At 64.9% G+C, this 19,279-nt stretch carries 13 protein-coding genes; 4 read left to right on the forward strand and 9 right to left on the reverse strand.

Annotation, left to right across the window (positions count from 1 at the left end; genetic code table 11):
- Nucleotides 1-237 precede the first annotated feature (237 nt).
- Together BN3270_RS03145 and BN3270_RS03150 are read right to left on the reverse strand one after the other, a co-directional pair.
- Complete coding sequence (locus BN3270_RS03145) at nucleotides 238-666, reverse strand: ACT domain-containing protein (protein ID WP_058985739.1); 429 nt, start codon at nucleotides 664-666, stop codon at nucleotides 238-240.
- Nucleotides 659-1,972: a phenylacetate--CoA ligase family protein gene (locus tag BN3270_RS03150; protein WP_058985740.1), complete on the reverse strand. Its 1,314-nt coding sequence runs from the start codon at nucleotides 1,970-1,972 to the stop codon at nucleotides 659-661. The genes BN3270_RS03145 and BN3270_RS03150 overlap by 8 nt, the downstream gene beginning before the upstream one ends.
- A 156-nt stretch (nucleotides 1,973-2,128) precedes the next feature.
- Between BN3270_RS03150 and BN3270_RS03155 the strand changes: the two genes are divergently transcribed.
- From BN3270_RS03155 to BN3270_RS03165, 3 genes are all read left to right on the forward strand, one after another.
- Complete coding sequence (locus BN3270_RS03155; RefSeq protein ID WP_058985741.1) at nucleotides 2,129-3,313, forward strand: helix-turn-helix domain-containing protein; 1,185 nt, start codon at nucleotides 2,129-2,131, stop codon at nucleotides 3,311-3,313.
- A gap of 242 nt (nucleotides 3,314-3,555) precedes the next feature.
- On the forward strand, nucleotides 3,556-4,893 hold the full coding sequence (locus tag BN3270_RS03160; protein ID WP_058985742.1) for a M18 family aminopeptidase: 1,338 nt from the start codon (nucleotides 3,556-3,558) through the stop codon (nucleotides 4,891-4,893).
- A gap of 1 nt (nucleotide 4,894) precedes the next feature.
- A complete protein-coding gene (locus tag BN3270_RS03165) occupies nucleotides 4,895-5,509 on the forward strand; it encodes a DNA-3-methyladenine glycosylase I (RefSeq protein WP_058985743.1) in 615 nt (204 codons plus the stop codon).
- A 36-nt stretch (nucleotides 5,510-5,545) separates the two neighbouring features.
- Here BN3270_RS03165 and BN3270_RS03170 read toward each other — a convergent pair whose 3' ends face one another.
- Together BN3270_RS03170 and BN3270_RS03175 are read right to left on the reverse strand one after the other, a co-directional pair.
- Nucleotides 5,546-6,166 carry an NUDIX hydrolase gene (locus tag BN3270_RS03170; RefSeq protein WP_058985744.1) on the reverse strand — a complete coding sequence of 207 codons (621 nt, stop codon included), beginning with the start codon at nucleotides 6,164-6,166 and terminating at the stop codon, nucleotides 5,546-5,548.
- 74 nt (nucleotides 6,167-6,240) lie between these two features.
- The gene (locus BN3270_RS03175; protein ID WP_058985745.1) at nucleotides 6,241-7,461 is read right to left on the reverse strand and encodes an LL-diaminopimelate aminotransferase; all 1,221 of its coding nucleotides are present in this window, start codon (nucleotides 7,459-7,461) and stop codon (nucleotides 6,241-6,243) included.
- 208 nt (nucleotides 7,462-7,669) lie between these two features.
- Between BN3270_RS03175 and BN3270_RS03180 the strand changes: the two genes are divergently transcribed.
- Entirely contained in the window at nucleotides 7,670-8,593 is a 924-nt protein-coding gene (locus BN3270_RS03180; protein WP_058985746.1) for an AEC family transporter, read from the forward strand.
- A 275-nt stretch (nucleotides 8,594-8,868) separates the two neighbouring features.
- Here BN3270_RS03180 and BN3270_RS03185 read toward each other — a convergent pair whose 3' ends face one another.
- The 5 genes from BN3270_RS03185 to thrS all read right to left on the reverse strand — a co-directional run bounded on the left by BN3270_RS03185 (nucleotide 8,869) and on the right by thrS (nucleotide 19,229).
- Nucleotides 8,869-10,305: a glutamate synthase subunit beta gene (locus BN3270_RS03185; protein ID WP_058985747.1), complete on the reverse strand. Its 1,437-nt coding sequence runs from the start codon at nucleotides 10,303-10,305 to the stop codon at nucleotides 8,869-8,871.
- Nucleotide 10,306: 1 nt separating this feature from the next.
- Nucleotides 10,307-14,932, reverse strand: a complete 4,626-nt coding sequence (gene gltB / locus BN3270_RS03190) for a glutamate synthase large subunit (protein ID WP_058985748.1) — start codon at nucleotides 14,930-14,932, stop codon at nucleotides 10,307-10,309.
- Nucleotides 14,933-15,542: 610 nt separating this feature from the next.
- Nucleotides 15,543-16,580 (reverse strand): branched-chain amino acid aminotransferase, encoded by a 1,038-nt coding sequence (locus BN3270_RS03195; protein WP_058985749.1) that lies wholly within the window; start codon nucleotides 16,578-16,580, stop codon nucleotides 15,543-15,545.
- 144 nt (nucleotides 16,581-16,724) lie between these two features.
- Entirely contained in the window at nucleotides 16,725-17,204 is a 480-nt protein-coding gene (locus BN3270_RS03200; protein ID WP_058985750.1) for a GNAT family N-acetyltransferase, read from the reverse strand.
- 261 nt (nucleotides 17,205-17,465) lie between these two features.
- On the reverse strand, nucleotides 17,466-19,229 hold the full coding sequence (gene thrS, locus BN3270_RS03205; RefSeq protein WP_058985751.1) for a threonine--tRNA ligase: 1,764 nt from the start codon (nucleotides 19,227-19,229) through the stop codon (nucleotides 17,466-17,468).
- Nucleotides 19,230-19,279 lie beyond the last annotated feature (50 nt).

Genomic DNA, 19,279 nt, shown 5'->3' on the forward strand with positions numbered 1-19,279 from the left:
GACCGCTCCCCGAAGCTGCGCTAGGCGGTGGCGGTGGGCAGCTCGTTCACGGCGCTTGCGCGCAGGGCCTCGCTAAGCGCGCGCTTCTCCTCTCCCCTGCGAACCCTCGACCGATTCATTCCGAGTCCCCGCATCCCTGACTTTCCCATCGACGTATTAGAGCAGTGAAAAACGGGTCGGAGAGGAACATTTCTCCGACCCGTTTACCGACAAATACGCCCTCTGCAAGCAGGCCGCTTAGGCCAGGTCCTCCTGACGCAGGGCTTTAAAGCCCGCCTCTTCGAGCTTGAAGGTGGCCTCTGCTGTATGGGCATGGCCCGAAATCTTGAAGACGTCGACGGCCTTGTCGCCCTTCGAGCTGAAGCAGTAGCCGTACTCGATGTTCATGTTCAAACTGGCGAGCGTATCGAGCAGGTCGGCCAGGCCGCCGGGGCGGTTGGGCACCTCGATCGCGCTCACGTTGGTTTCCGTGGCGCGGAAGTCTTCGGCGCGCAGGGCCGCAAGGGCGGCATCGGGATCGTCGCAGATGATGCGCACGAGCCCGTAGTCGCTCGTTTCCGAAATCGTGAGCGCATGCATGTTGACGTTGGCCCGGCGCAAGGTGTGGGTGAGCGCCGCAAGACGGCCTTCGGTGTTTTCCAGGAATACCGTGATCTGCTTAATCATTGTAGATGCCCTTCCTCAAGTCGATGACGCGCTTGGCCTTGCCCTCGCTGCGCGCAATGCTCTTGGGTTCGACGATGCGCACGTTGATCTTGATGAGCAGCTGCTCCTTCAGGCGCTTCTGGATGGCGGCCTGGAGCTTTTCGATCGCGCCGATGTTGTCGAAGTCGAAATCGGGGTTGATCTCGACCTTGAGCGTGACGTTGTCGAGCGAGTTCTTGGTCGTGAGCTCGATCTGGTACCACGATGACACCTCGGGGAAGGTTTCCATAACGTCTTCCACCTGACTGGGGAAGACGTTGACGCCGCGCAGAACGAGCATGTCGTCGGTGCGCCCGTGCAGGCGGTCGATGCGGCGATGCGTGACCCCGCAGGCGCAGGTCCCCGGCAGGATGCGGGTAATGTCGCGCGTGCGATAGCGCACCACCGGCGACGCCTCGCGGTCGAGCGTGGTGATCACAAGCTCGCCCCATTCGCCGTCGGGAAGGGTCTCGCCGGTCGCCGGGTCGATGATTTCGCAGTAAAAATGGTCTTCGGCGATGTGGAGGCCCTTCTGCTCGAGGCATTCGATGGCCACACCCGGGCCCATGAGTTCGGTGAGCCCGTAGACGTCGAGCGCCTTGATGCCGAGCTTTCGCTCGAGTTCGGCGCGGAAATTGTCGCTAAAGGGCTCGGCTCCCAAGATGCCGGCGCGCAGTTTGAAGTCCTGCGCCGGGTTCATGCCCTTTTCGATCGCCACGTCGGCCAGGTGCATGGCGTAGCTGGGCGTGCAGGCGATGATGGTCGAACCCATGTCGCGCATAACGCGCAGCTGGCGCTCGGTAGAACCCGACGACATGGGAATGACCGTGCAGCCGGCGGACAAGCCGCCGTAATGGGCGCCCAGGCCGCCGGTGAAAAGGCCGTAACCGTAGCAGACGTGGAAGACGTCGTCGGCGGTGCCACCGGCGTAGCGAATACCGCGCGCGAAGCAATCTCCCCAGAACTGCAGGTCGTGTTCGGTGTAGGCACCCACAGTGGCGATGCCCGTCGTGCCCGACGACATGTGGATTTCCTTCACCTCGGAAAGCGGGCGGGCGAGCATCCCGTAGGGGTAGTTGTCGCGCAGGTCCTGCTTGGTGACGAAGGGGGCCGCCTTCAGATCGTCCAAGGTTTCGACTGCATAGGGGTTGAACCCTGCATCGTCGAAGGACTTCTTGTAGAAGGGGACGTTCTCATAGCAATCGACCACGGTTTTCTTGATGCCCTCGAGCTGGATCTTCTCGATCTCGTCGCGGGACAGGTGCAGCACGTCTGTCTGCGCTCCCATACGTTCACCTTTCACTCGCGCCTGCGGGGCCGGCCGCCCCGCTCATGTGCCCACCTTACGACGTCGGCGACAGGCAGGCGAGAGGAACAGGCGTACTCTACTTCAATTCGAGTATTTGCTTTAAAATTCTCTTATCTATTCGCGTTAGGAGGATTCGTGACGCTCAGTAAGGAACATCTCGGGCGCACCCTGGCGCAACTGCGCAAAGGGGCGGGCCTGTCCCAGCGCGCCGTGGCCGCGCGCGCCGGCGTGAGCGACCGGGCCGTGTCGAAATGGGAAACGGGGGCCGCCTTCCCCGGCATGGACACCCTCGCGCACCTGGCCGACCTTTATGGCATGCCCCTCGCCGACCTCATCGCCCAAGCGGAAGACACGGGGCGGCGCCCGCGCCGCATCGCCTTCGTGAGCGGCGCCCGGTCGGTCGTCGCGACCCTTGTGCCTCTCTGCGCCCGCGCCCTCATGCTCAAGGGCTTCGACGTGGCCGTCGCAGCTCCGCGCGATGACGAGCCCGTACCCGGCCAGAATCCCTGCCGCACGGATAGCGCCCGCGCCGCCTGTGCGCTCGCGCTTGCCCGCGAGGACGCCGCTGCCGCCGGGCTCGACCCCGAGCGCGGCATCGTCCTCTGCGCAGGCGGGCTGGCCGACGCCGCAGTGGGTCTCGATCCCTTCGAAGCCGAACGCCTCCTTTCCGCTGCAGGATACGACCCCGCCCGCGCGGCCGGTCGCTACGACGTCGCCCTCCTCGTCGCAAGCGATGACGGCGCAGACGATGAGCGGGCACGCGCCTGGCGCGCAGCTGGACAGGTCGTCTCCGTCGACGCCTGGACCCACGATGCGGGAGCAGCGGCCGGTACCGCTCTCCTCGCCGCCCTTGCTGCGGGCGCGCCCTTCACCGCCGCCCGCACCCTGCTCGTGCGGCGCGCTTCGCGCCTGGCCCTCGACGCCCTGCCCGGCGTGCGCACCGCGACCGTGGAAACGACCTTTACCCGGACGCCCCACGCGGGCCTCAGCCAGCTCGACGCCATCGAGCACGGAACACGCACCGTCTACCTCGCCGACGGCCTCCCTATCGGCCGCGACCGCTTTTCCTGGATGCTTTCGTGGGCCGACCCCGCCCTCGCCCGCCTGCGCGCCGAACGCTGGACCCTCTGCGACGCGAGCGCCTGCCTCGCGGTCGACCGCTTCCCCTTCATGCCCTACACCGACCTCGTGCGCGCCCACCTTCCCGAAGGCGCGCCCGTGCGCCTGCCCCACGGCATCGAACTCGTGCGCGACGTCACCGAAAGCCCGAGGTTCAGCCTGCCCACGCTCGCGCGGGACCGGGCGCTCGGCCGCCTGTAGCCCGTCAGTTTCAGCCAAATGTCCGGGGTCGGCATTCCGCACCGTAGGGGCGTCGGCTGCATGGGAAGGCCCTTCTTTTCCACCGGGACCGCATGAGGCGGCCCCCTCTATGCGCACACGCTGCATGACCGGCGCGTCATCCCTTTCCCCAGGCTTGGATAATTCGACGAAACCGCACGTCAGAGCCCGTATGCATGCGCTACACTGGCCGCATGCGAAGCCTTGTCCCAAAGGGGGATACCATGGACCACGAAGCCGTCGCCGCGAGCACCGCCCTGCTCGATTTCATCGCCCAGTGCCCGACCGCCTTCCACACGGTGGCCACTATGCGTCGCTCCCTCGACGAAGCCGGCTTCACCTACTTGCCCGAACAGGCAGAGTGGAACATCGAGCCCGGCGGCGCCTACTACACGGTACGCAACTCTTCGAGTTTGGTGGCCTTCAAGATCGGCCTCGAGGTCTTCCCCCATACGATGAGTTTCCGCATCGCCGCCGCCCACAGCGACGCGCCCGCCTTCAAGCTCAAGGCCAACCCCGTTCTCGAAGGCCCCGACGGCTACCTGCGCCTTAACGTGGAAGCCTACGGCGGCACGATCGACGCAAGCTGGTTCGACCGCCCGCTCACGATCGCCGGCCGCGTGATGGTCGCCCGCAACGGGGGCGTCGAGAGCCGGCTCGTGTACATCGATCGCGACCTGCTCGTCATTCCCCATGTGGCCATCCATATGGACGCATCCGTTAACACGGGCTTCGCCCCCAACCGCCGCATCGATCTGTGCCCTCTCTTTTCGGCAGGCGTCCTTTCGACCGCCGATTTCGACCGCATGATCGCCGAAGCCGCCGGCGCGCGCGCCGACCAGGTGGTTGCGCGCGAGCTTTTCCTGGTCAGCCGCACCCCCGGCAGCCTCTGGGGCCAGGCCGGAGAATTCGTCTCAAGCGCTCGCCTCGACGACCTCCAGTGCGCCTTCGCTGCCCACAAGGCCTTCTGCTCTGCCGAAAACGAAAGCGCCATCAACGTGCTCGCCGTCTTCGACAACGAAGAGGTAGGGTCGAACACCAAGCAAGGGGCGCTTTCGACCCTGCTTTCCGACGTGCTCGCGCGCGTCAACGACAAGCTCGACGGGTCGAAGGAGAACCTCTATCAGGCGATTGCCCGGTCCTTCCTCGTGAGCTGCGACAACGCCCACGCCGTCCACCCCAACCACCCCGAGCTCGCAGACGAGGGCAACCGCGTCCTGCTCAACCGGGGCATCGTGGTCAAAGAGGCCGCCAACCAGAAGTACACGACCGACGCCTTCAGCCGCGCCGTCTTCGAAGAGATCTGCGCCCGCGCCCAGGTGCCCGTGCAGCGCTTCGCCAACCGCAGCGACAAGAGGGGCGGATCGACTTTGGGCAACCTGTCGAATATGCAGGTGAGCATGCACGCCGTCGACGTGGGCCTGCCCCAGCTCGCCATGCATTCCGCTTGGGAGACCGCCGGCGCCGCCGACACCGCCTGGGCCATCAAAGCGCTCGAGGCCTTCTGGCGCATCCCGCTTGCCCTCGACGGGGCCGACCGCGCGACGATCGGGACGCTCTAGGATGAGCACGGCGACAAAGGAACGGCCCAGCTGGGAAGATGCGACCCTGCCCCGGTGCTCCTGGCTCAAGCTGAGCAATCCCGCCTACGTGCGCTACCACGACGCCGAATGGTGCCGGCCCCACCACGACGAAGGCTCCCTCTACGAGTTGTTCGTGCTCGAGCTCTTTCAGGCGGGCCTTTCGTGGGAGACGATCTTGAACAAGCGGGACGCCTTCCGCAGCGCCTACGCGAGCTTCGACGTCGACGCCGTAGCCAGCTGGGGCCCTTCAGACATCGATCGGCTCATGCAGGCCCCGGGCATCATCCACCATCGCCGCAAGATCGAGGCGAGCATCGGCAATGCCCGGGCCTTCAAAGCGATTCAGCGGGAGTACGGCAGCTTCGATGCCTACCTGTGGGGATTCACCGATGGCACGCCCCTCCGTTGTGCGCCGAACGTGACGCGCAACGAACTCTCCGACGCGCTTGCGACCGACCTTAAAGGCCGCGGAGTCGCCTTTGCGGGGAGCGTCACGATGTTTTCCTACCTCCAGGCCGCAGGCGTCGTGAATTCCCACGACCCCGCCTGTTTCTGCGCACCGGAACGGATGCAGCCAACCGACGCGCACGCGTAAGGGCACGTGAGCCCACGCGACGGTCCTCGGCTGTCCCTAGCCTTCCGCAGCGTGCAGGACGTCGGTGAGGCGGTGGACCGCCCGCGCCGTCGCACCCCACACAAGCGGGTCGGTACCCCGATAAAAGGGCAAATCGAAGCGACGGCGCAGCCGACCGCCGTCTTCGGCGCCCGGCACCAGGTCGAAGGGGAAATCGGCAGGCGGGTCTTCGACCAGATGCGAATCGTGCAGCTCGGGTTCGTGGGCCATGAACCAGTCGAGCGGAACGGTGAAGGTACCCTCGACTTCGTCGGCCGAAAAGGTGCCCGCGTAGTCCGAAAGAAAGCCCACGTAGGCGTAGAGAGGCAGCCCCGCAGGCCCCATGAGCATCCCCAGGCTGCCGACAATCTCGATTTGTCCGGGCGCGACGAGCAGCTCCTCGCAGGTTTCGCGCAGGGCGGCCTCGCGGGGGCCTTCGGGCAGCTCGACCTTACCGCCTGGGCAGCAGACCTCGCCCGGCTGGGTGCGCAAGCGCGGCGAACGCACTTCGAAGAGGATTTCGAGCCCCGCAGGGCCCTCTACCAAGGGAATGAGGATCGCCGCCCCCGCACGCGGGTCGGCAAGACGGGCCAGCCCCCTTTGAAAGCTGTCGACGAATGCGCGGCGTTCTTGTTTCATGGCGTCCCTTCCCCTGTCCTTCCGTACGAAAAGGGGCGGACCGAAGCCCGCCCCTTCAACGTATCTCGTAGCGACTACAGGTCGAGCTTCTTGATGCGCTCGATAGCCTCTTTCGTCGCGTCGGCATCGCCGAACGCCGTGAGGCGGATATAGCCTTCGCCCGACGGGCCGAAACCCGCGCCCGGGGTCGTGATGATGTTGGCCTCGGTGAGCAACTTGTCGAAGAATTCCCAAGAGCCCATGCCCTCCGGCGTCTTGCACCAGACATAGGGGCTGTTCACCGCACCGTACACGGTGAAGCCGGCCGCTTCGAGACCCTCTTTGATCACGCGGGCGTTGGCGCGGTAGTAGTCGAGCGTCTCTTCGATCTGCTTGTCGCCCTCGGGCGTGTAGACGGCTTCGGCGCCGCGCTCGATGATGTAGGACGCGCCGTTGAACTTGGTCGTCTGACGGCGCAGCCACATAGCGTTGAGGCTCTGGCCCTGACGCACGAGCTCCTTGGGCACCACGGTGTAGCCGCAGCGGGCGCCCGTGAAACCGGCGGTCTTGCTGAAGGAGCGGAACTCGATCGCGCAGGTCTTGGCGCCTTCGATTTCGAAGATCGAATGGGGGATGCCCTCTTCGGTGATGAAGCGCTCGTAGGCGGCGTCGAACATGATGATCGACTCATGGGCGTTGGCGTAGTCGACCCAGGCTTTCAGCTGGTCGCGGTTGAGCACCGTGCCCGTGGGGTTGTTGGGCGAGCACAGGTAGATGACGTCGACCGTCTCTTCCGGGATGGCCGGGCAGAAGCCGTTTTCCGCCGTGGTGGGCATGTAGTGGATGTTCGACCACTCTTCCTTTTCGGGATCCCAGTCGCCCGCACGGCCGGCCATGGCGTTGGTGTCGACGTAGACCGGATAGACCGGGTCGCACACGGCGATCTTGTTATCGACCGAAAGGATATCGCCGATGTTGCCGCAGTCGCTCTTGGCGCCGTCGGACACGAAGACCTCGTCGGGCTCGATATCGACGCCGCGCGCCTTGAAGTCATGCTCGACAATCGCGTTGCGCAGGAAGTCGTAGCCCTGTTCGGGGCCGTAGCCGTGGAAACCCTCGACGGTGGACATGTCGTCGACGGCCTTGTGCATGGCTTCGATCACCACGGGGGCGAGCGGGCGGGTAACGTCGCCGATGCCCATCTTGATCATCTTGGCATCGGGATGCTCGGCCGCGTACTTCGCGCTGCGACGCCCGATTTCCGCGAACAGGTAGCTGCCGGGGAGTTTCTGATAGTTCTCGTTGACCTTGGCCACTGGAATCCGCCTTTCAGCTGAGTGTATGTCCTTGTGGGTACGTGTGACTTCACAGGATAGCGCACCGCGCGGGGCCGCACGGGTTGTATGCTGAAACGCACGCGAATGTAACATTGGGGAGCGGGACGCCCGCTGGCCCGCGACGTCGGACGCCTGCCCGGCCCGCCCGCACAGGCCGGGTGCCTTGCTCCCTCCCGCAAAGGACCCCATGCTCAGCCTGCTGCTTGCCCAGAAGATACTTTCCCTGTTCATCATGATCGCGATGGGCTTCGCCCTCGTGAAATCGGGCGTGGTGAAGGCGCGCGACAGTTGGGGCATCTCCAACGTGGTGCTCTACATCGTGTCGCCTTGCTGCATCATCGCGGCCTTCCAAGTCGACCTCACCGACGACGTGCGGACGGGCTTCCTGCTTGCGCTGGGGGCGGCCGTCGTCATCCAGACCGGCTACCTCTTCCTATCGTGGCTCGCGGGACGCACGCTCAAATTCGATGCGGTGGAAAAGGCCTCGGCCGCCTACCCCAATGCCGGCAACCTGATCATCCCCCTGGTGGCGGGGCTCTTCGGCTCGGAGTGGGTCATCTACTGCACGGCCTTCATGGCCTTTCAGACCATGCTCCTGTGGAGCCATGCGCGCAGCCTGCTCATGGGAACCTCGGGCATCGACTGGCGCGCGATCGTGACCAACGTCAACATGGTGGCCATCGCAGCCGGGCTCGTGCTCTTCTTCACCGGCCTGCGCTTCCCCGCCCCGGTGGCCGACGCGATTGCGGGCATCGGGCAGATGATCGGGCCGCTGTCGATGCTCATCATCGGCATGGTCATGGGCAGCATGGACTTCGCGTCGCTGAAATCGTTCAAGCGGCTGCCCCTCGTCGTGGGAGCGCGCCTCGTGGCCTTCCCGCTCGTGGCCCTCGTCTTCCTGAAGTTTACGGGCTTCACGGCGCTGTCGCCCATCGGCGGGCAAATCGCGGTGATCGTACTCTTGGCCGCAGCGGCCCCCTCGGCGTCGACGATCAGCCAAATGGCGCAAATCTACCACCACAACGCGAAATACGCCAACGCGATCAACGTGGCCTCGATACTTCTCTGCATCGCCACGATGCCCCTGATGGTGGCCCTCTTCCAAATGTAGCGAGGCCCGGGCCGAAAGCCGGGGCGCGCGCCGATGGGCATGTCCGTCGCTCGATTAACGCACAATTTCGTTCGATTATTCGAAAATCAAAGAGTAGACTGTCGAAATTGTGCGTTAATTGCGGCCAGAATGCGTTTGCGGGCAGTGAGTCTCTCGCGACTAGAGGACTTTCGCGGGCGGGCGCCCCTTGCGACCGAGGGCGTTTCTCGACGGCGCGAGCTCGTACGCGCGAGGGCCGAGCTTTCGCCCGGCCCTCGCCTACGCCGTCTGAAAAGCTACAGCCCCAACTCGCCGGCCACGGCAGATGCGCACTGAAGGCCGTCGGCAATCGAGCTCGACACGAGGGTCGACCCCGTGCGGCAGTCGCCCGCAACGAAAACGGGCACGCTCGCCGCCGCCGTGCGGTAGCCCTGCTCGACCGGCAGAGACCGTTCGCCCACGCTCACGCCGAAAGCGTCGAGCAAGGGGCGTTCGGGTCCCGTGAAGCCCTTGGCGATAAGGACGAGTTGCGCGGGAATCGCGCGCTCGGTGCCTTCGACGCGATGGCGGCCGCCTTCGTAGGAAAGGTCCTGTATGCGCACCCCCGCCACAGAGCCCTCGCCCGTAAAGCCGATCGTGTCGGTGCTCCACACGCGAGGGTCGGCCCCGAATTCGTCTTCGGCTTCCGCCTGGCCGTAGGCCTGGGTGTAGACCGACCGATTGCCCGGCCACACGGCGAACACGTTGACCGTATCGGCCGGACGCTGGGCGCGGATGACCTGGGTCACGCTCGAAGCCCCCTGGCGCAGGGCCGTCGCGATGCAGTCGACGCCCGTGTCGCCGCCGCCAACGACCACGACGTCCTTGCCGGCGGCGGTGATCGCCGGCGCTTGCCCGCCCAAGAGGGCGCGGGTCGCCTCTGTCAGGTAGTCGAGCGCATAGACGACGCCGGGCAGGTCGACGCCCGGTACGTCGACGGCGCGCGCCGCCCCGGCACCGCTCGCGATGACCACGGCCGCCGATGCCTGCTGGATTTCGGCCGCGCAGGCTGCGGCGTCCATCGACGTCTTGAAGACGATTCCGCTCTCTTCCATGAGTTCGATGCGGCGGGCGACGACGTCCTTGTCGAGCTTCATGTTGGGAATGCCGTACATGAGCAGGCCGCCCGCGCGATCTGCGCGCTCGATTACCTGCACGCGCGCCCCGCGTCGGGCGAGCTCCCAGGCAGCCGCCAAGCCGGCCGGCCCCGACCCGATCACGCTCACGAGCGGCGCTTGAGCGCGCGGAGCGGTCAGGGGCTTCACCAGGCCGTGGGCCCACGCGTAGTCGCTCACGGCACGCTCGTTGTCGTGGATGGTCACCGGCTGTTCGTGCAGGCCCAGGTTGCAGGCCACTTCGCAGGGAGCCGGGCACACGCGCCCCGTGAATTCGGGGAAGGGATTGGTAAGCGACAGGCGCTCGTAGGCGTCCTTCAAGCGGCCGCGGTAGAGCAGGTCATTCACTTCGGGCAGACAGTTGTGCAGGGGGCAGCCGGTCGGGCGGCGCTCGCCCGAAAAGACCATGCCCGTCTGGCAAAAGGCCACGCCGCAGGCCATGCAGCGGCTCGCCTGGGCCTCCTGCGCCTCGAGCGGCAGCGGGACGACGAACTCGTCGAAATCGGCTACCGTTTCGGCGCTCGCCCGCACCCCGTGGTCGACGCGGTCAAGGTTGAGATACGCTCCAGGTTTGCCCATCCTACTCACCTTTCCTCATGGTTTCGAAGGCGATTTCCACCGCTTCGTCGTGCGATTTGCCCGCGGCTTCGGCCTGGGCCGTGAGCTCGAGCGCTCGTTCGTATTCGTCGGGCAGAACCTTCACGAAGTTCTGCGCCACGTCTTGGAACCGGTAGAGCATCATGATGCCCAGGGGGCTCTTGGTGCGCTGCACGTGCTCTTCGATGAGCCCGTGAATCTCATCGATCTCCGCGCTCGTCGGTGCGCACAGGTGCACCATGTCGAGGTTGCAGCGTTGAGCGAGGGTATGCTCGGCGTCGTAGACAAAGGCCACGCCGCCGCTCATGCCGGCAGCGAAGTTCAGCCCGACCTCGCCCAGCACGAGCACCGTGCCGCCCGTCATGTACTCGCAGCCGTTGTTGCCGCAGCCTTCCACCACCAGCGTCGCGCCCGAGTTGCGCACGCCGAAGCGCTGGCCGGCCAGGCCGTTCACGAAGCCCTTGCCGCTCGTGGCGCCGTAGAAGGCCACGTTGCCGATGGAGATATTCTCTTCGGGACGGTAGGTAGCGTTCCTGAAGGGGTGCACCGAAAGGATGCCGCCCGAAAGGCCCTTGCCGAAGTAGTCGTTGGCCTCGCCGGAAATCGTCATCTCGATGCCGCGCGGCAGGAAGGCGCCGAAGCTCATGCCGCCCGACCCGATGCAGTCGATCGCAATCGACCCGTCGGGCAGGCCCTCGCGATGCTCGCTCGTCACCTTGCTGCCGAGCATGGTGCCCACACAGCGGTTGACGTTGGATATGTAGGCCTTGAAGCGCTGGGGCTCGAGGCGGGCGCGCCCGCGCGCCGTATAGGGAATGAACAAGGTGGCGTCGAGGGTCTTGGGCAGGGCGTCTTCCGGCGCCGCTTCGGGCAGCCAATGGCGGCAGCTCGCCCAGGGGATGTCCGTGCCGAACTCGGCGCGCGCCTCGAAGAGGACCTGGGACAGGTCGACGAGCTGGGCCTTCCAGCTCTTGGGGGCCGCCGTCTGCTTGAGGCGCTCGGGGTGGCCCACCATCTCTTCGATCGTGCGGTAGCCCAGGCGCGCCATGATGCGGCGCATCTGCTCGGCCACGAACAGCATGTAGTTGACCACATATTCGGGTTTGCCGCAGAAATGCCCGCGCAAGCGACAGTTCTGGGTGGCCACGCCCACCGGGCAGGTATCCTGCTGGCAGTCGCGCTGCATAAGGCAGCCCATGGCGATGAGGGGCATCGTGGCGAAGCCGAACTCTTCGGCGCCCAGCAGGCAGGCGATCGCCGCATCGCGGCCGTCCATGAGCTTGCCGTCGGCTTCGAGCTTCACGCGGCTGCGCAGCCCGTTCTGCAAAAGGGTCTGCTGGGTTTCGGCCAAACCCAGCTCGAGCGGCAGACCGGCGTGGTAGATGGAATCGCGCGGAGCGGCGCCCGTGCCGCCGTTGGCGCCCGAGATGAGAATCTTGTGCGCCCCGCCCTTGGCCACGCCGGTGGCGATCGTGCCGACGCCGGTCTCGCTTACCAGCTTGACCGAGATATCGGCCGCGGGATTGGCGTTCTTCATGTCGAAGATGAGCTCGGCCAGGTCTTCAATCGAGTAGATGTCGTGGTGCGGCGGCGGCGAGATGAGGCCCACGCCCGGGGTCGACCGCCGGGTGCGCGCGATCCACGGGTAGACCTTCTTGCCGGGCAGATGGCCGCCCTCACCGGGCTTGGCCCCCTGGGCGAGTTTGATCTGGATTTCCTTGGCGCTCATCAGGTAGCGGCTCGTGACGCCGAAGCGGCCCGAGGCGATCTGCTTGATGGCCGAAAGCTTGCTGTCGCCGTTGGGCAGGGTGACTTCGCGGGCCGGGTCCTCGCCGCCCTCGCCCGTGTTCGACCGGCCGCCCAGCCGGTTCATCGCAATGGCCAGGCACTCGTGCGCCTCCTGCGAAATCGACCCGTAGGACATGGCACCCGTCTTGAAGCGCTTGACGATCTCGCTGGCCGGTTCCACTTCGTCGAGCGGGATGCCCGCCCCCGAGAAGTCGAAATCGAGCAGGTCGCGCAGGGTGACGGTGCGACCCGCCGGATGCACGGCCGCGCTGTACTGGGCGAAGAGTTCGGCGTCGTTGGCGCGCACGGCCCGCTGCAGCAGGTTGACGACCATGGGGTTGATCAGATGGTCCTCACCGTCGATCGGGCGCCAGTTGGTGATGCCCGAAGAGCGCAGCTGGTCGGGCGCCGGCGTCTTATCGAGCGCAAGCGCGGCGTCGTAGCGCTCGTCGCACTCGCGCTGGACATCGTCGATTTCCAAACCGCCCACGCGGCTCACCGTGCCGGCGAAGTGCTCGTCGACCAGGCCTTCTCCCAAGCCCACGGCTTCGAAGACCTGGGCCGAATGGTAGCCCTGCATCGTGGAGATGCCCATCTTCGACATGATCGACACGATGCCGCTCGTCACGGCCTTGTTGTAGTTTGCGATGCCCGTTTCCGCATCGACCGAAAGCGTACCCGCTTCGGCCATGGCGCGAATCGTGTCGTGGGCCATATAGGGGTAGATGCCCGAAGCGGAATAGCCCACGAGCGTAGCGAAGTCGTGGGCCGACACCGCATCGCCGGCTTCGACGATGATGTCGGTGCTCGTGCGCATGCCCTTGCGGAGCAGGTGGTTGTGGATGCTCGAAACGGCGAGCAGGGAGGGCACGGGCACCTCGCCCGCAGCCGCGCGGTCGGACACGACGAGGATGTTAGCCCCGTCGCGCACGGCGCGTTCGGCTTCGCTGCGCAGGCGCGTGAGCGCGTGCTCGAGTGCATGGGGGCCGCCGTCGCGGTCGTAGACGGCGCGCACCGACACGGCCTTGAAGCCCTGGCGGTCGACATGGGACAGCGAATCGAACCCGCGCTCGTCGAGGATCGGCGTCTCCAGCTTGATGAGGCGGCAGTTCGATCGGGCGTCTTCGAGCACGTTGCCGTGGTTGCCCACGTAGAGCAGGGTCGAGGTGATGAAGGATTCGCGCAAAGCGTCGATCGGCGGGTTCGTGACCTGCGCGAACTTCTGGTTGAAGTAGTCGAAGAATCGGCGCGGATGGCTCGAGAGCACGGCCAGAGGCACGTCGGCGCCCATTGAGGCGAGGGGGTTCTTGCCCTGCTGGGCCATGGGGACGATGGCCTCTTCCACGTCGTCGTAGAAGTAGCCATGCACGGCCTGACGACGCGTGAGCGTCTCACCGGCGTCGGGCTCCGCTTCCTCGCTTTCCCGCGCCGTGTCCTCCACGTCGGCCAGGGTGAGCATGTTCTGGGTGATCCACTCGCGATAGGGCTTCTCGTTTGCGAAGGCGTCCTTGATCTCGTCGTCGAAGAGGACGCGGTCCTTGGCCGGGTCGACGAGCAGCATCTGGCCGGGGCCCAAGCTGCCCGACACCAGGATCGTCGCCGGATCGACGTCGAGCACGCCCACCTCGCTCGAAAGGAGGAGGCGGTCGTCGCTGGTGATGTAGTAGCGAGCCGGGCGCAAGCCGTTGCGGTCGAGCACAGCGCCGGTCACGCGGCCGTCGGAAAAGGCGATCGCCGCCGGGCCGTCCCAGGCTTCCTGCACCATCGACTGGTAGGCGTCCCAGGCGCGCCGGCGCGGGGGCAGGGCCTCGTTGTGGTCCCAGGGTTCGGGCAAGACCATCGAAATCGCGCGCGGCAGGCTGCGGCCGTTCATGACCAAAAACTCGAGCACGTTGTCGAGCATGGCCGAGTCGGAACCTTCGCGGTCGATTACGGGCAGGACGTCGGCCAAATGGTCCTGCATGACGGGCGAATAGAGGCGCGGTTCGCGGGCGCGCACCCAGTTCACGTTGCCGCGCAGGGTGTTGATCTCGCCGTTGTGAACGATATAGCGGTTAGGATGGGCGCGCTCCCACGAAGGAGTGGTGTTGGTGGAATAGCGCGAGTGCACGAGGGCGAGGGCCGTTTCGGTCGACGCGTCGTCGAGGTCGCGGAAGAAGCCGCGCATCTGCGTGGCTACGAGCATACCCTTGTAGACGATCGTACGGGAGCTCATCGAGCAGATGTAGAAGATCTTGTCGGCGAGCTCGGGAGCCGCATGCCCCGCCTTCTCGATAGAGCGGCGGCACACGTAGAGGGCGCGTTCGAAGTCCATGCCCGCCGGCACCGCATCCGGGCGGCCGATGAAGGCCTGCTTCATCGTGGGCATGCAGGCGAGCGCCGTGGCGCCCAGGCCGTGGGTGTCGACCGGCACGTCGCGCCAGAAGAGCAAAGGGATGCCCGCATGGGCGCACCCTTCTTCGAAGATGCGCATGCCCGCTTCCACCCCTTCGTCATCTTGAGGGAGGAAGAGCATGGCCACGCCGTAATCGCCTTCGGCGGGCAGCAGATGGCCGTAGCTCTGCGCTTCCCGGCGGAAGAAGCGATGGGGGATCTGGAAAAGGATGCCGGCGCCGTCGCCGGTGTTCTTCTCCAAACCGGCGCCGCCGCGGTGCTCGAGGTTGATGAGCGCCGAAAGCGCGTCGTCAAGCAGCTGGTGCGAGCGTTCGCCCGAAAGGTGGACGAGCGCGGCGATGCCGCAGGCATCGTGTTCGAATTCGGGGCGCCACAGACCGCGCGCGCGCTGGTCGCCGGTGTCCTGCAAGGTGGTTGCGTCTGCCATTCCGTTCCTCCCAATCTAGCTAAAACGGGCCGGGCGCATCGAACCGATTGGGGAAGCCCGATGTGCCCGGCCCATCCAACCGGCGCCGCAAAGCAGTGCGCGAGCGCCAGGTTGATTGGCAGGTTACGGCGCAGGAACGTCGGTTTCGTTACGCACATGTTTCAAGCGCGTTAAATGGTGGGACGGCGCCCTCCGTCCCCGTTGTCCCACGGCGGGTGGGACGACGCCCTCCGTCCCCGTCGTCACGGCGGGTGGGACGACACCCTCCGTCCCCGTCGTCACATTCGTCCCCGTCGTCACATTTGAAAGTCGCACTTGCGTATTATCCTCGGATGAGTATAATGGCAAGCAGTTCGAGAGCCCTCTCCAAGCCAGCTCAAATGAGAAAAAGGGCACTTCCCCCCTTCTTCCACTTCTCTACCCGAAAGAGCACCGTCGTCCCGGTGCTCTTTCACCTTTTCAAGGGCTTTTCGTTCGCCATGACGTCCCGGCCGAGCACACCGGCAGGGGCGCTCGATCGCATCGGCTCGCGAAGCCCGTCCCGTCCCCAACAAAAAAGGCGCCGGAGCCTGCCGCTCCGGCGCCTTTTCAGCAGTTCAGCGCACGCGCGCTACATGATCTTGACGACCCAGCCTTCGGGACCTTCGATTTCGCCGTCCTGAATGGAGGTGAGCGTCTCGCGCAGCTTCTTCATCACGGGGCCCACCTGCTCCATGCCGCTGGCAAACACGATCTTCTCGTCGCCGTTATCGACTTCGCCCACCGGCGAGATGACGGCGGCCGTGCCGCACATGCCGCATTCGGTGAATTCCCCGTCTTCGACTTCCTGGAACTTCACCGGGCGCTCGACCACCTTCATGCCGAGCATCTTGGTCGCCACGTCGACGAGCGAACGACGGGTGATCGAGGGCAGAATCGAATCGGTGAAGGACTGGGGCACCACCAAATCGCCGGCCTTGTCGACGAAGAGGAAGTTGGCGCCGCCGGCCTCTTCCACATAGGTGCGGGTCTGCGGGTCGAGGTACATGTTGTCGGCATAGCCCTGCTCGTGCGCCTCGACGCCGGCCTTCAGGCTCATAGCGTAGTTCAAGCCAGCCTTGATGTTGCCGGTGCCGTGCGGCGCCGCGCGGTCGTATTCGGAAATGCGCACCTTGACCGGCTTCACGCCGCCCGAATAGTAGGGACCCACCGGGGTAACGAGGATGCGGAACTGGTATTCATCGGCCGGCTTCACACCGATCACGTTGCCCGTGGCAAACATAAGCGGGCGCACGTAGAGCGTGGCACCCGAACCGAAGGGCGGCACCCAGGCCGCGTTGGCCTTGACGACCTGCTTCACGGCGTCGATGAACTTGTCGCGCGGGAAAGACGGCATGACCAAGCGGGCGGCTGAATCGTACATGCGGTCGGCGTTCAGGTCGGGGCGGAAGCAGACGATGTCGCCGCTCTTGGTGGTGTAGGCCTTCAGACCTTCGAAGACTTCCTGGCAGTAGTGCAGGATGCCAGAGCATTCGGAAAGCGTGACCGTGTGGTCGGTCGTCAGCCCGCCTTCATCCCAAGCGCCGTTCTTGTAGTTGCACACGTAGCTGTAGTCGGTAGGCTGGTAGGCGAAGCCGAGGCTGCCCCAGTCGATATCCTTCTTTTCCACGATGTCATCTCCTGAAGATGAGGTCCAATGCGTAGGGGTATCGTAGCACTATAGCCGACTGGAGTACAAAAGACCGCGGAAAAGAAAGGGAGCGGGTACCCTCCCCCTGGGAAAGGTACCCGCTCCCTAGCGATGCGCAGGCGGCTAGGCGCGTGCGGCGAGCTCCTTGAGAGGATCGCCCTCCAGGTGGAAGAGGGTCCACCCGTTCAGCTGCTCGGCGCCGAGGACGTAGTAGAGGCCGCTCGTCCGCGCGTTCCAGTCGGGGCTGCGCCATTCGACCCAACCGTAGCCGCGCTCTTGGGCGATGCGGGCGGCTTCGGCGAAAAGCCGGCGCCCCAAGCCGTGGTTGCGATGGGCTTCATCGACGTAGACGCAGGAAAGGCTAAGGCCGGGAACGCCGCTGAAGGGGTTGAAACAGGAGGAGAACACCACCATGCCCACATCGACCCCGTCTACCTGTTCGAACACGGCTTCTGCCTCGCCCCGTTCGAAGATCCAGGTGCGCACGCGCTCTTCAGTCGCCGTGAACTCGTCTTCTACCTTGTTGAACGCGGCAAACGCGCGCATGTACGAAAGAACCTTGGCAGCGTCGTCGACTGTCGCCTTGCGGAATGTGACTTCCATCGTCTTACCTCCTTCTTCTTCCCCAACCATACTGAATGGTCTCCGAAATATCCAAATACATTTTTCTATAGGTTCGAGAACGAACCGGTTCGTGGGAAAACCCGCAGTTGCACGGCCCCGGACGCAGAGCCCTCGCGGCGCGCCCGGGCGCTTGCAACCGCACCGACAGGCCTCGGCGGTCGTTCCTTGCGCCGCCCACCGAAACGCAGGCTCGCCCAAGGCAAAGCCCCGGGCGAGCCTGCATCCGCAAGGATGCGCGCCTTAGCCGCGGCGCTCCTTGATTTCCGCGGTGATGTCGGCGATGAAGTCGTCAAGGTCGCGCTGCACCGTTTCGTTCGAACGGTCGCGCACCGAAATGTTGCCCGCTTCCTCTTCCTTTTCACCCAGAATCAGCATGTAGGGCACGCGGTCGATGCTGCGCGCCTCGCGGATCTTGTAGCCGATCTTCTCGTCGCGCATGTCGACCTTCACGCGCACGCCGGCCTCGCGCAGCTTCTGGGCGACGGCCTGCGAATAGTCGCGGTGCTTTTCGGACACGGGAAGCACCTTGACCTGGCAGGGCGACAGCCAGGTGGGGAACTTGCCCGCATACTGTTCGGTGAGCATGCCGATGAAGCGCTCGAAGCTGCCAAAGCCCGCGCGGTGAATCATGATCGGCTGCTTCTTGGACCCATCGGCGTCGGTGTACTCCAGCTGGAAGTTGTGGGGCAGCTGGAAATCGAGCTGGATGGTGCCGCACTGCCAGGTGCGGCCCAAGCAGTCCTGCAGGTGGAAGTCGATCTTGGGGCCGTAGAAGGCGCCGTCGCCTTCGTTGAGCGTGTAATCGACGCCCATCGATTCGAGCGCGGCCTTCAAGCCGGCCTCGGCGCGCTCCCAGTCTTCGTCGGAGCCCATCGAGTCTTCGGGGCGCGTGGACAACTCGACCTTGTAGGGGAAGCCGAACTGATGGTAGTAGGCCGTGATCAGATGGGCCGTGTCGGTCACCTGTTCGGTGATCTGGTCGGGGCGAATGAAGAGGTGGGCGTCATCCTGGGTGAAGGCGCGCACGCGGAAGAGGCCGTGCAAGGCGCCCTTCAGCTCGTGGCGATGGTCCTTGCCGGCTTCGGCGAGCTTAAGGGGCAGGTCGCGGTAGCTGCGCGGCTTGCTCTTGTAGATCAGGCAGGCGCCCGGGCAGTTCATCGGCTTGATCGCGTAGTCTTCGTCATCGATCGTCGTCGTGTACATGTTGGCCTTGTAGTGGTCCCAATGGCCGCTCGTCTCCCACAGCTTGCGGGATAGGATGATCGGGGTGTCGACCTGCTCGTAGCCGTAGGCATCCTGCATTTCCATCCAATACTGCATGAGGGCGTTCTTCAGGCGCATGCCGTTGGGCAGCCAGAAGGGGAAGCCGGGGCCGGCGTCGTCCATCATGAACAGTTCCATTTCCTTGCCGATCTTGCGGTGGTCGCGCTTTTCGGCTTCTTCGAGCATGCGGAAGTGCTCGGCCATTTCCTCCTTGGTGCGGAAGGCCACGCCGTTGATGCGGGTGAGCATCTTGTTGGAGGCGTCGTTCTTCCAGTAGGCGCCGGAGACGGCGGTGAGCTTGAAGGCTTTCAGGGCCTTGGTGTAGCAGATGTGCGGGCCCACGCACATGTCGATGTAGTCGCCCTGCTGGTAGAAGGTGATGCGGGCGTCTTCGGGCAGATCGCCGATATGCTCGACCTTGTAGGCCTCGCCGCGCTCTTCCATGAGCTTGACGGCTTCTTCGCGCGGCAGTTCGAAGACCGAGAACTTGAGATTCTCTTTGACGATCTTCTTCATCTCTTCTTCGATGGCGCCAAGGTCGTCCTCCGAGATCTTGGTGTCGCCAAAGTCGATGTCGTAGTAGAAGCCGTTTTCGGTGGCCGGCCCGTAGCCGAAATCGGCTTCGGGGTAGAGGCGGCTGACCGCCTGAGCCATGATGTGCGCGGCCGAATGACGCAGAACGTGCTCTTCTTCCTCTTCAGGGCACACGTCGACGTGACCGTCGTTGTAGAGAATCTTCATTCCAACCTCTTCGCAGAAACGATTGCGGTATCAAACGTCCACATGCTACC

This window comes from Hugonella massiliensis, from assembly GCA_001486445.1.
GTDB lineage: Bacteria > Actinomycetota > Coriobacteriia > Coriobacteriales > Eggerthellaceae > Hugonella > Hugonella massiliensis.